We start from the raw sequence: 12122 nt of genomic DNA, 5'->3' as shown, positions 1-12122 counted from the left end.
CTTCTGTGGACATCCACGTACTTAGGTCCAAAATCGGTGCCACACCGCGTGTGGAGGGGCCAAACGGCCCATGTTGCGACTTATGCCCACTGTGCATCGAGCTGTGGATAGTGGTCCAAGCTTCACCAAAAATTCAACGTCGCAGGATTGCCTGGTTCGTCTTGGCGGAATAATCCGGCCACTACCTTGAGGCACCGGAGGCACCGGTCGACTCTCGCCTCGCATCTTCCGAGTCCGTGCCGGTTACCCACTTAACAACAACCCCCTACCCACAAGTTATCCACAGATGGGGAAAACATGTGGGTTTCAGCAAAGGGATCGCTGTCGTGCCGGGCCTCAGTGGCCCTAAGCCGGACTGAACTACACGTGTGTAAGTTATTAACATTGTTGATAAGCCTGTTGATAGCCGCTTCCACGCACCGGAATTAACAGGCTTATCCACAGACATCCCAAATTAGCCTTGTTTGTCCACAAATTCCGGGCTGGTGGGGACATAGTTATCCACAGGTGTGGAGAAATCCATGCCTTTCGGGGGATATCTAGCGCTTCAGGGGCTGCAACGAGGGCTTAACACGATAACTACACGTGTGTAAGTTACTCACAGTGTGGATAACGCTTGTGGATAACACGGGTGCCGCAGGGTGGGACGCCCTGGCCTGTGGGCTTAGCGTGGGTTCCATGAAGACCGACCTCAAGAAACTGATACCTGCCTACAGTGCGACCAAGGGACGGTTTTCCCTGCTTACCGTCCCGCCCATGCAGTACCTGATGATCGATGGCAAGGGTGACCCCAACACTGCCCAGGCGTACAAGGACGCGTTGTCGACCCTTTATCCGGTCGCCTACAAACTGAAGTTCTTCAGCAAGGGTGAGCTCGCGCGTGATTATGGTGTCATGCCGCTGGAAGCCCTGTGGTGGGCCGAAGACATGGATTCCTTCACCAGCGCCCGGGATAAATCACTCTGGTCATGGACGTTGATGAACATGGTTCCCGAGTGGCTTACACAGGAACACATGGAGGCAGCGTGCAGGTCGGTCGCCGACAAGGGAGCGGCTCCTGCCGTAGATGCACTCCGTCTGGAATCGTTGGAAGAGGGTTTGAGCGTGCAGACACTTCACGTTGGCCCCTACGACGACGAAGGCCCCGTACTGGATGAGATGCACAACAGGTTCATACCGGAGCATTCACTGGCCATGGCGGGGAGGCACCATGAGATCTACCTCGGTGATCCCCGGCGTACTGCCCCGGACAGGCTCAGGACAATCCTTAGGCAGCCAGTCGTGCGCCCTACGGACTGAAGGTCGGAAAAGCAGCGAGCGTGGGGGCCAGTCCAAGCATCGGGCAGCCTGCTAGCCGGCCGTAATGCGGAACCAGGTCACCACGGCCAGCAAGCCGGCCACGAGGACCAAGCCGCCGGCTTGGAGCAGGGCCTGGTTCTTGCCCCGGGGCGCGTAGGCGATGGCTGCTGCGGCCAGGCCACCGGTAATCAGCCCGCCCAGGTGGGCCTGCCAGGCAATGTTGGGGACAAAGAATCCGATAGCGCCGTTGATGGCGATCAGGATCCACAGTTGCCGGGTGTCGCCACCGCGGTGCCGTTGAACCACCAGCATGGCCCCGAAGAGGCCGAAGATGGCACCGGAGGCACCGACGACGCCGGACAGAGGGTAGTCAGGGGTCAGCAGGAGATAGCCAATCGAGCCACCGACAGCAGACAAGAGATAGACAGCCAGGAAGCGGATCCGCCCGAGCAGTGGCTCGAGGGCTTGTCCGAAGATCCACAGCGTATACATGTTCAGGACTATGTGGAGCAGGAATCCCTGGGAATGCAGGAACGCTGCGGTCAACATCCGCCAGGGTTCCGTGGCCGCAAAAGCATTCGCGAACGCAAAGTCTTGGAAAATCAGGTCGCCGGGGACAATCCACTGAAGGATGTACACCAGCACGCAAAGCCCGATGATCGTGAACGTCACCAAAGGACGGCCGACGGCCAGGGCGCCGCCATACGGGGACCGGTACGCCGGCGTCGTACGTTTTTGTTCGTTGACGCAGTCAACGCATTGGAACCCGACGGCGGCCGTCCGCTGGCACTCGGGGCACGCGGGGCGCCCGCAGCGCTGGCACCGCACATAGGAGGGCCTGTCCGGGTGCCGCGGGCACACCGGAATATCAGCGGACGGCTCTGCCGACGGGATTCCGTAACTCATGGATTCAGCTCAGTGAATGACTAGAGCTGTTCGATGTCGATGCTGTTGATGACGACGTCCTCAACGGGGCGGTCGCCCATGCCGGTGCGGACAGCCTCAATGGCGTCGACAACCTTGCGGGATTCCTCATCCGTGACTTCACCGAAGATGCTGTGCTTGCCGAACAGCCAGTCGGTGTTGACCGTGGTGATGAAGAACTGTGACCCGTTGGTGCCCTTGCCCATCTGGATGCCGGCGTTTGCCATGGCCAGCTTGTACGGAGCGTTGAAGGTCAGTTCCGGGTGGATCTCGTCATCGAACTGGTAGCCGGGGCCACCGACGCCGCGGCCCAGGGGATCGCCGCCCTGGATCATGAAATCCTTGATGATCCGGTGGAAGATCGTGCCGTTGTACAGGGGAGTTCCGGTCTTGTCCTCGCCCGTTTCGGGGTGGTTCCAGGACTTCTCGCCCGTAGCCAGGCCAATGAAGTTGGCTACCGTCTTGGGCGCGTGGTTGCCGAAGAGGTCAACCTTGATGTCGCCGAGGGTAGTGTGGATCGTTGCTTTTGCAGTTGCAATGGTCATAGGGCCATTCTTCCATGCAGGGTCAACGCCGTTGCCGTTGTAAAGCCGGTTCCGCGCTCGGTGAAATCCGGGTCGAATCCGGCAGATGAATAGCCGGTGTTCCCCAAGCGACGTAGGCTAGCAACAAACGAGCACGTGTATCGGGAGGTAGTTGTGAAGAAAACAGACCGTATTGCCCGCGAACTCGAACAATCCGTTGCGGTTGGTGTGGATAACGCACGCGACTGGGCTGCGCCCCGTGTGGAAGCAGCCGTCAATTGGGCTGTTCCGCGCATCCAGCACGGCATTGACACCGCTTCCCCCAGGATCCAAGAGGGGCTGAAGTCCGCCGCGCACAACCTTGCCGACGGCGTGGCAGTTGTAACGCCGCGGATCCAGGATGGGCTGGCGCACCTCGCGCCGAAGATCCACGACGTCGTAGAGGACGCAACACCCCGGATCCAGGAGACGCTCAACAAGGCCACTCCGGCTCTGGGTATTGCGCGGGACAAAGTCGTGGACGAGTACCTGCCCAAGCTCTCTGAACAGTTGGGCCAGGCCTCTGTAGCCGTTCACCACGTTTTGGAGAACGCCCCCGCACAGGTTGACGCGGTTGCGCAGAAGCTTGTTGATTCAGGCGTGGTGCACAGCGTCCAGGAGCAGGCACACGCTACCGGCAAGCAGATCAAGGCCGTGGCTGACGAGGCCACCAAGGCCGTCTCCACGAAGTTGGGCAAGGAACCGAAGCCCAAGAAACGTGGATGGCTGATCTTCACCGTCATTGCCGCAGCTGCGGCCGCCGGTGTTGCCGCCTGGAAGGCTTCCAAGCCGGTTGAGGATCCGTGGAAGACGCCTTCTCCGGTCACCCCCACGCCGGCTCCGGTTCCGGCCGCCCCGGCACCGGCTCCCGCGGACACCGCAGCATCGGCAACGGCTGCGGAAGCTGCCAAGCCGGGTGCAACGGACATCACCCCGGAAGATGCAGCAGCCGAGGCCGAGCAGGCCACCAAGGACGCCTTCAAGAACGTCGAGGACTCCACCGCCAAGGTGGCAACCGACGCCAAGACGGCCGTGAAGAACATCGCGGCCAGCTTGAACAAGGACACCGAAGGTACCGGGGCTGACGCCAAGGGTACAAACAGCTAAGTGCTTTTCAGATAGGCACCGCTTCAATACTGGAGGGACTTCGGCAGCAGCCGGGGTCCCTCCAGTGTTTGCCGGCTTGTAACCAAAGCCTCCGGCTGGGGCGAGGATGCGGGTGTTAGATTTGGAGAGATGTCAGCCGATAGCCCCTTGACGGGTGCCCTCCAGGATGCCCCGGAACCCCCCGGGGTCTCCATCGTCATCCCGGCGTATAACGAAGAAAGCGTCATCCGCCAGTGCCTCATCGCTGCCATCTACCAGTCTGTCCCTGCTGACGAGATCATCGTGGTGGACAACATGTCCACGGACCGGACAGCACGGATTGTGCGGCAGATGCAGCAGGAATACCCCGAGAGCCCCATCATTCTCCTGCGGCAGGACGCAACGCAGGGTCTCATCCCCACACGCAACCACGGCCTGAACAGCGCTACGGGGGACGTCGTGGGCCGCATCGATGCCGACTCTGTCCTGGAACCGGATTGGGTTGAGCAGGTCCAGAAGGCGTTCACTGACAAGTCCGTGGCCGCTGCCACGGGGCCGGTGGTGTACTACGACATGCCCATGCGCCGGTTCGGACTCAAGGCCGATGACAAGATGCGCCAACTCATGCTGCGCCTGGCCAAGCACCAGTACCACTTCCTGTTCGGCTCCAACATGGCCCTTCGCCGGACTGCCTGGGAAACCATCCGCGACGAGGCATGCCTCGATGAGAAGGATGAGATGCACGAGGACATCGACCTCTCGCTGCACCTTTTTGAGCACGACCTCAAAGTCCAGTACGTGCCCCAGATGGTCTCGGGCATGTCCGCGCGCAGGCTGGAAGACTCACCGAGGGACTACCGCTACTACGTCCAACGCTTTGACCGGACCTATAAGGCACATAACGTCAAAAAGATGGCCCTGAAAGCCCCCATGGTGGTGTTCTTCTCCGTGTATTTCCCCGCCAAATTGCTGCGGGCCATCCACACAGCCAATTCGGCTCAGGGCGTCCGCCGCGGCGGTCTGTAACGCCTGTAAGCCGTCGACGTACGACGCCGGCACTTCAGTCAGTGCCTAGCTCGGCTTCCCGCCGGTCAGCTTCCGGGCGGTCCGTTCCCGGGCGCTTGCGCCTCTGTCCGGCCACCACAACGGCCAGGCCGGCGAGTATAAGTCCCAATCCGGCGTAGATACCGGGCGGCAATGTTTCGTTGAGGAAGATGGCTGCCAGAATGGCGGCCCCTGGGATCTCCAGCAGGATGATCATGGATACCAGCAGGGGACTCATCGTTGCCAGCAAGTGATTGAAGGCCGTATGGCCCACCAACTGCGCACAAACGGTGATGGCGATGATGCCCAGCCAGCCGCCGGCGTCGAATCCTGACAACGGCTGCCCACTGACCAGCGCCATCAATGCCACGAGGGCCGCGCACATGCCGTAACAGAGCGTGGTGTAGGTTCCCGTTGCCATGGACTGCCGGGCTTTGCCGCCCGCCAGGGTGTAGAGACCTGCCAGGGCCCCGCCCGCGACGGCCAGGAGATCTCCGAGCAGTGCTTCGGGGGAAGAACCCATATCGAATCCCGTGATCGCCACAACGCCCACGAATGCGATGCCAAGGCCGGCCAGGACAGGCCAGCGGTGGCGGGTACCACGGAACATCTGGAAGACYGCGATCCAGGCTGACTGCAGGCAGACCAGAGCAGTAGCGGCCGCAACGGACGTCAACTGGAGTGCGGTGATGAAGCACGCGAAGTGGAATGCCAATGCGACGGCGGCCACCGTCGACCAGCCGAACTCACGCCGGGTGATCCTGCCGAACGCTCTCGGCTCCCGGATAGCTACAGGCGCCGCCATCACCACAGCCCCGATGGCGTTCCGCCAGAAGGCGATGGCCAGTGCAGTCACCGAGGTGGCACCCAAGGTCCCGGCAATCAGTGGTCCGGAGGAGGCAACACCCAGGACTCCCAGGGCGGCGATGAGAAGGTTCACAGACCAACCCTAGTGCGCCGGAGTTCCCTGTCCATTCGAGCTGCCGGCCAGATCATATTCCGGATCCTGGTGTTAAATGCGAAAGTCCCGGTCATTCCTGACCGGGACTTTCCTTATGGTGGAGGCACGGGGACTCGAACCCCGAACCCCCTGCTTGCAAAGCAGGTGCGCTACCAATTGCGCCATGCCCCCATAAGAAGCAACCCGTCAATCATACCCCATCTCCGGACTGGCTTTTACCAGTTCAGAACCGGGATCCTCGGCTAATCAACCGTATCGGTTGACTTGCTCCAGACATCTTTCCGGGCTTCGGATTCCTGGTTCTTTTTATAAACCAGGACACCTGCGATTGCCGCTGCCACAACTATCAGCAACTTCTTCACAAGTACCTCATTCCGGCTCAGTTTTACCTGAACCTGTTTTGGTTCCGTGGGCGTACCAGGACTTGAACCTGGGACCTCTTCGTTATCAGCGAAGCGCTCTAACCGCCTGAGCTATACGCCCCGATGCCTCATCGGGCCGAGATATGACTGTACAGCACTTCCCGGCCCGATCTCAAATCGAGGCAATTTCGCGGAAGATTTCCGCCGAAAATGGCGAAATTCCGCGGATTTCTTCTAGTCGTCCGTCAGGGTGACGCCGACGCCGCCAACCAATGTTGCAGAAATGTTATACAGCACAGCCGACAGCATGGACAGCGCCGTCAGCAGAACAACATTCACCACGGCGATGATGGTGGCGAACGAGGCAACCTGGCCCAGCGAGGCAATCTTCTTCAGCTCGAAACCGCCGCCTTCAGAACCTGCGAGAGTGCCCAGGAGGCTGTCCACCTGGTTGAAGATTCCCGTAAGGTCCAGCACAGTCCACAGAACGATTGCGGCCACGACAGTGACAATGCCCAGCGCTACGGACAGCAGGAACGCCATCTTGAGCACCGACCACGGGTCCACCTTGCTGACCAGGAGGCGTGCACGGCGCACCTTCGCCTTGGGAGCGGGCTTTACCAAGCCGGGGGCACCCTGGGCCGGACGCTGGCCCGGGGCCCCTGCAGGCCGCTGGCCGGGCTGGGCCGGACGCTGCCCGGGGGCACCCGCAGGACGTTGTCCCGCCGGGGCAGGTCGTTGTCCGGCTTGAGCGGGACGCTGTCCGGGGGCACCGGCAGGTCGCGGAGCGGAGTTGGCACCCGTCGCCGGTCGTGCGCCTGTGGCTCCTGAACCGGTGGCTCCTGCTCCGGGTCGTTGCTGGGGCCGTGCAGGCGTTCCTGCCTGTGCATTGCCCGAGGGCTGCCGGAGTCCGCCGGGGACACCTGTGCTCGGCTTGGGATATGAGTCGGAATTACTCACTCGTTACCTCCGGTATTGTCTTCGTTCAGCTCCGCGCCCGATTCACTTTCCGGGTCTGCGTCGTTTTCCGTTGCGGGCGTTGCGGTCACCGCAGCGGCGCCGTCCTCTGCAGCCAACGTTACGTCATCGTCGGCTCCGTCTTCGGATTCCTCGCCTTCCAAACCGCGTTCGCTGTTGCGGGCAACTTCAATAATGCGGTCATTCTTGTCCGGTTTGGCAAAGATGACGCCCATGGTGTCGCGGCCCTTGGCGGGAACGCCGGTCACGGCTGAGCGGACCACCTTGCCGCCCTCCATGACCACCAGGACTTCGTCTTCTTCCTGGACGATCAAAGCGCCTACAAGGTCGCCACGGTCCTCGGCCAGCTTGGCTACCTTGATACCCAAACCGCCGCGGCCCTGGAGCCGGTACTCATCCACGGCAGTCCGCTTGGCATAACCGCCTTCGGTCACGATGAACACGAACGAGCCATCTTGAACCACGTCCGCGGCCAGCAGTTCGTCGTCCTCACGGAACTTCATACCCGTAACACCTGAAGTGGCACGGCCCATGGGCCGCAGGGCGTCATCCGTGGCTGTGAAGCGGATGGACTGGCCCTTGCGTGAGACAAGCAGGAGATCGTCTGTTTCACTGACCAGCTGAGCTGAAACCAGTTCGTCACCATCGCGCAGGTTAATGGCGATGACGCCGGCGGTGCGGTTGGTGTCGTAGTCTTCCAGCCGCGTCTTCTTGACCAAGCCGTTCTTGGTGGCCAGAACCAGGTACGGAGCCTGCTGGTAATCCCTCAGGTCCAGGACCTGGGCGATGTGCTCGTCCGGCTGGAAGGCTAGAAGGTTGGCAACGTGCTGACCCTTGGCGTCGCGACCGGCTTCGGCAAGTTCGTAGGCCTTCGCGCGGTAAACACGGCCCAAGTTGGTGAAGAACAACAGCCAGTGGTGGGTGGTGGTGACGAAGAAGTGCTCAACCACGTCGTCGCCACGCAGCTGGGCACCCTTGATGCCCTTGCCGCCGCGCTGCTGCGAACGGTAGTTGTCACTGCGGGTGCGCTTGACGTAGCCGCCGCGGGTGATGGTGACAACCATTTCCTCTTCAGGAATCAGGTCTTCCATGGACATGTCGCCGTCGAAGCCCATGAGGATGTGCGTCCGCCGGTCGTCACCATGCTTGGCAACGATTTCAGCGAGTTCCTCGCTGATGATCTGGCGCTGGCGTTCCTCGGAAGCCAGGATCGAGTTGTATTCCTCGATCATCGCTTCGAGCTCGGAGTGCCGGTCCTGGATCTTCTGGCGCTCCAGGGCGGCCAGGCGGCGCAACTGCATGTCGAGGATGGCCCGGGCCTGGAGTTCGTCAATCTCCAACAGCTCCATCAGGCCTTCGCGGGCTGCTTCCGTGGTGTTGGACGCACGGATCAACGCGATGACTTCATCCAGCATGTCCAGTGCCTTGAGGAGTGCGCGCAGGATGTGCGCTTCTTCCTCGGCCTTGCGCAGGCGGTAACGGGTGCGGCGCGCAATGACGTCCATCTGGTGGGCAACCCAGTGCCGGATGAAGGCATCCAGGCTCAAGGTGCGCGGCACGCCGTCGACAATCGCCAGCATGTTCGCCGAGAAGTTGTCCTGCAGCTGCGTGTGCTTGTAGAGGTTGTTCAGGACCACCTTGGCCACGGCGTCGCGCTTGAGGACGATCACCAAGCGCTGGCCGGTGCGGCCGGAGGTCTCATCGCGGAGGTCGGCAATGCCCTGGATCTTGCCATCCTTGACCAGCTCGGCGATCTTGATCGCCAGGTTGTCCGGGTTGGCCTGGTACGGAAGCTCGGTGACTACCAGGCAGGTACGGCCCTGGAGCTCTTCAACGTTGACCACCGCGCGCATCGTGATGGAGCCGCGGCCAGTGCGGTAAGCGTCCTCGATACCCTTGTGGCCCAGGATGGTGGCGCCTGTGGGGAAGTCGGGTCCCTTGATACGCAGCAACAGGGCTTCAAGCAACTCTTCGCGCGTGGCGGTGGGGTTTTCCAGTGCCCACTGGACGCCCTCGGCAACTTCACGGAGGTTGTGCGGCGGGATATTGGTTGCCATGCCGACGGCGATGCCTGAGGAGCCATTGACCAGCAGGTTCGGGAAACGGGCCGGCAGGATGGTCGGTTCCTGGTTCTTGCCGTCGTAGTTGTCCTGGAAATCGACGGTTTCCTCGTCGATGTCTCTGACCATCTCCATGGCCAGCTGCGCCATTTTGGTTTCCGTGTAACGCGGTGCAGCAGCGCCGTCGTTGCCGGGCGAGCCGAAGTTACCCTGGCCCAGCGCCAGCGGGTAGCGCATGGTCCAGTCCTGGATCAGGCGCACCAGGGCATCGTAGATCGCCATGTCACCGTGCGGGTGGTAGGTACCCATGACGTCGCCCACGACGCGGGCGCACTTGTTGAAGGAGCGGTCGGGGCGGTAGCCGCCGTCGAACATTGCGTACAAAACGCGGCGGTGAACGGGCTTGAGTCCGTCGCGGACGTCCGGGAGGGCGCGGCCGACGATCACGGCCATGGCGTAGTCCAGGTAGGACCGCTGCATCTCTGTCTGCAGGTCCACCTGCTCCACGCGGTCGGTCAGCACATCACCCTCAAGAACAACTTCCTCGGCGTCGTTCGATTCCGCCGGGACTTCGGGAGTTTCGTCACTCATAATCTAAGGTTTCCGTTTCAGGTATATGTCGGTTCTGGAATATTCAAGTGCCCTGCTGGGCCCTTAGATATCGAGGAACCTGACGTCCTTGGCGTTCTGCTGGATGAAGTTACGGCGTGATTCAACGTCCTCGCCCATCAACACGGAGAAGGTCTGGTCGGCTGCCAATGCGTCGTCCATGGTTACCTGCAACAACGTGCGGCGACCCGGATCCATGGTGGTATCCCACAGCTCGGTGTAGTCCATTTCACCGAGGCCCTTGTAGCGCTGGATGCCGTTGTCCTTGGGGAGGCGCTTGTTCATGGCGGCACCCTTGCGGATGGTCTCGTCGCGCTCACGATCGCTGTAGACGTAGTCGTGCGCGGCATTGGACCACTTGATCCGGTACAGCGGCGGCTGGGCCAGGTACACATAACCGTTCTCGATGAGCGGGCGCATGTAGCGGAACAGCAACGTCATCAACAGGGTGGTGATGTGCTGGCCGTCAACGTCAGCATCGGCCATCAACACGATCTTGTGGTAGCGGAGCTTGGAGATGTCGAAGTCTTCGCCGATTCCCGTGCCGAATGCGGTGATCATGGACTGGACTTCAGCGTTACCCAAAGCTTTGTCCAGGCGTGCGCGCTCCACATTCAGGATCTTGCCACGCAGCGGCAGGATCGCCTGGGTTTCGGGGTTGCGCCCACGCTTGGCCGAACCGCCGGCCGAGTCACCCTCAACGAGGTAGACCTCGCAGCGCGAAGGATCCTTCGACGAGCAGTCAGAGAGCTTACCGGGCATACCGAAGGACTCAAGCGGGCTCTTTCGGCGGGCATTGTCGCGCGCCTTCCGGGCGGCCATGCGGGCCTGGGCGGCTGAAATGGCCTTGCGGATAACGTCGCGGGCCGGGCCCGGGTTCCGTTCCAGCCAGTCACCCAACTGGTCAGTAACGACGCGCTGGACGAAGCCCTTGACCTCGGAGTTGCCCAGCTTGGTCTTGGTCTGGCCTTCGAACTGCGGTTCAGCAAGCTTTACCGAAATCACCGCAGTCAGGCCTTCGCGGATGTCATCACCGGTAAGGTTGTCTTCCTTTTCCTTGATGATGCTCTTCTCGCGCGCATAGCGGTTGATCAGCGATGTCATCGCGGCACGGAAGCCTTCTTCGTGCGTTCCGCCCTCGTGGGTGTTGATCGTGTTCGCGTACGTGTGGACACTTTCCGAATAAGCGGTGGTCCACTGCATGGCAACCTCGACGGCGATGTGCCGCTCAGTGTCCTCGGTTTCGAAAGCGATGACGTCCTCGTGGACGATCTCGACCTTCTTGTTCGAGTTGAGGTGCTTGACGTAGTCCAGCAAGCCGTCCGGGTACTCGTAGACAACCGTGCGGTGCTCGGCTGCAACTTCGCCTTCGGTGGCCACTGCGTCCAGGTCAAGGTCGTCATCGCCATCGCGGTTGACCGGACGCTCGTCAGTCAACGTGATCCGCAGGCCCTTGTTGAGGAAGGCCATCTGCTGGAAACGTGCGCGAAGAGTCTCGAAGTCGAACTCAGTGGATTCGAAGATCGTTCCGTCGGGGTAGAACGTCTGGGACGTTCCGGTACGCTCGGTTTCTTCTCCCTTGACGAGTTCGCCCTGGGGCTTGCCGCCGTCGGCGAAGGTCATCCGCCAAACGTGGCCCTGGCGGCGCACTTCCGTGTCCACACGACGGGAAAGGGCGTTCACAACCGAAATGCCGACACCGTGCAGACCACCGGAAACCGCGTACCCTCCACCGCCGAACTTGCCGCCGGCGTGCAGGATGGTCATGACTACTTCAACCGTGGGCTTACCCTCGGTGGGGTGGATATCCACGGGAATGCCGCGGCCATCATCGACCACCTGCACACCGCCGTCAGCGCGGAGCGTTACTTCGATATGGCTGCAGTAACCGGCCAGGGCCTCATCAACAGAGTTGTCCACCACTTCATAGACCAAGTGGTGCAGGCCGCGGGGACCGGTTGAACCGATGTACATACCGGGGCGTTTGCGCACGGCTTCGAGGCCTTCCAGCACGGTGATGTCGCTGGCACCGTACTCCCTGGGGGCCTCCGCAGGCGTATCAGGCGTGGGAACAGTCTCCTCTTGGGGCTCTACTGCCAAGGTCTCTGCATTGTCGTTAGCCACAGGCGCTTTCGACTCCTCTGTACTCGATGTCGGCCGTTCCCGCAGCTGCCCGCGGCGAACCGCGGCCGCCAACGGGCACGTGACTGATTGCGCCGATTACTCCGACGACGGG

General features: G+C 61.4%; 10 protein-coding genes and 2 tRNA genes. 3 read left to right on the top strand and 9 right to left on the bottom strand.

The features are described 5' to 3' along the window. The first annotated feature begins 678 nt into the window (after positions 1 to 678). Entirely contained in the window at positions 679 to 1299 is a 621-nt protein-coding gene (locus AB4Y81_RS05510; protein WP_189076464.1) for a GyrI-like domain-containing protein, read from the top strand. 51 nt (positions 1300 to 1350) lie between these two features. On the opposite strand, the gene AB4Y81_RS05505 is transcribed toward AB4Y81_RS05510, so the two are convergent. Continuing rightward, positions 1351 to 2205, bottom strand: coding sequence for a rhomboid family intramembrane serine protease (locus AB4Y81_RS05505; protein WP_055976705.1), 855 nt, complete (start codon positions 2203 to 2205; stop codon positions 1351 to 1353). 20 nt (positions 2206 to 2225) lie between these two features. Next, entirely contained in the window at positions 2226 to 2768 is a 543-nt protein-coding gene (locus tag AB4Y81_RS05500) for a peptidylprolyl isomerase (RefSeq protein WP_018778468.1), read from the bottom strand. A gap of 153 nt (positions 2769 to 2921) precedes the next feature. Here AB4Y81_RS05500 and AB4Y81_RS05495 point away from each other — a divergent pair, with 153 nt between their 5' ends. Together AB4Y81_RS05495 and AB4Y81_RS05490 are read left to right on the top strand one after the other, a co-directional pair. Then, positions 2922 to 3893, top strand: a complete 972-nt coding sequence (locus AB4Y81_RS05495; RefSeq protein WP_018778469.1) for a hypothetical protein — start codon at positions 2922 to 2924, stop codon at positions 3891 to 3893. Between the two features lie 129 nt (positions 3894 to 4022). Next, positions 4023 to 4898, top strand: a complete 876-nt coding sequence (locus AB4Y81_RS05490; protein WP_018778470.1) for a glycosyltransferase — start codon at positions 4023 to 4025, stop codon at positions 4896 to 4898. Positions 4899 to 4932: 34 nt separating this feature from the next. Here AB4Y81_RS05490 and AB4Y81_RS05485 read toward each other — a convergent pair whose 3' ends face one another. The 7 genes from AB4Y81_RS05485 to gyrB form a co-directional block, all read right to left on the bottom strand. Next, positions 4933 to 5856 carry a DMT family transporter gene (locus AB4Y81_RS05485; RefSeq protein ID WP_018778471.1) on the bottom strand — a complete coding sequence of 308 codons (924 nt, stop codon included), beginning with the start codon at positions 5854 to 5856 and terminating at the stop codon, positions 4933 to 4935. A gap of 116 nt (positions 5857 to 5972) precedes the next feature. Beyond that, positions 5973 to 6048 (bottom strand) — tRNA-Ala (locus AB4Y81_RS05480). Positions 6049 to 6119: 71 nt separating this feature from the next. Continuing rightward, entirely contained in the window at positions 6120 to 6239 is a 120-nt protein-coding gene (locus tag AB4Y81_RS05475) for a DLW-39 family protein (RefSeq protein ID WP_018778473.1), read from the bottom strand. Between the two features lie 47 nt (positions 6240 to 6286). Further along, positions 6287 to 6360 (bottom strand) — tRNA-Ile (locus AB4Y81_RS05470). A gap of 113 nt (positions 6361 to 6473) precedes the next feature. After that, positions 6474 to 7199, bottom strand: a complete 726-nt coding sequence (locus AB4Y81_RS05465; RefSeq protein ID WP_026267271.1) for a DUF3566 domain-containing protein — start codon at positions 7197 to 7199, stop codon at positions 6474 to 6476. After that, positions 7196 to 9868 carry a DNA gyrase subunit A gene (gene gyrA / locus AB4Y81_RS05460; protein WP_079582045.1) on the bottom strand — a complete coding sequence of 891 codons (2673 nt, stop codon included), beginning with the start codon at positions 9866 to 9868 and terminating at the stop codon, positions 7196 to 7198. The genes AB4Y81_RS05465 and gyrA overlap by 4 nt, the downstream gene beginning before the upstream one ends. A gap of 63 nt (positions 9869 to 9931) precedes the next feature. After that, positions 9932 to 12010 (bottom strand): DNA topoisomerase (ATP-hydrolyzing) subunit B, encoded by a 2079-nt coding sequence (gene gyrB / locus AB4Y81_RS05455; RefSeq protein WP_018778477.1) that lies wholly within the window; start codon positions 12008 to 12010, stop codon positions 9932 to 9934. Between the last annotated feature and the right edge of the window lie 112 nt (positions 12011 to 12122).

The organism is Paenarthrobacter sp. TAF1 (genome assembly GCF_052113825.1).
Classification (GTDB): Bacteria; Actinomycetota; Actinomycetes; order Actinomycetales; family Micrococcaceae; genus Arthrobacter; species Arthrobacter nicotinovorans.
The sequence above is the reverse complement of the archived record's forward strand: the minus strand, read 5'-3'. Positions and strand labels throughout refer to the sequence as shown.

Bases quoted from the DNA above. Each gene is read 5' to 3' on its own strand.
- AB4Y81_RS05510 (WP_189076464.1), top strand. From the start codon at position 679: ATGAAGACCGACCTCAAGAAACTGATACCTGCCTACAGTGCGACCAAG.
- AB4Y81_RS05505 (WP_055976705.1), bottom strand. From the start codon at position 2,205: ATGAGTTACGGAATCCCGTCGGCAGAGCCGTCCGCTGATATTCCGGTG.
- AB4Y81_RS05500 (WP_018778468.1), bottom strand. From the start codon at position 2,768: ATGACCATTGCAACTGCAAAAGCAACGATCCACACTACCCTCGGCGAC.
- AB4Y81_RS05490 (WP_018778470.1), top strand. From the start codon at position 4,023: ATGTCAGCCGATAGCCCCTTGACGGGTGCCCTCCAGGATGCCCCGGAA.
- gyrA (WP_079582045.1), bottom strand. From the start codon at position 9,868: ATGAGTGACGAAACTCCCGAAGTCCCGGCGGAATCGAACGACGCCGAG.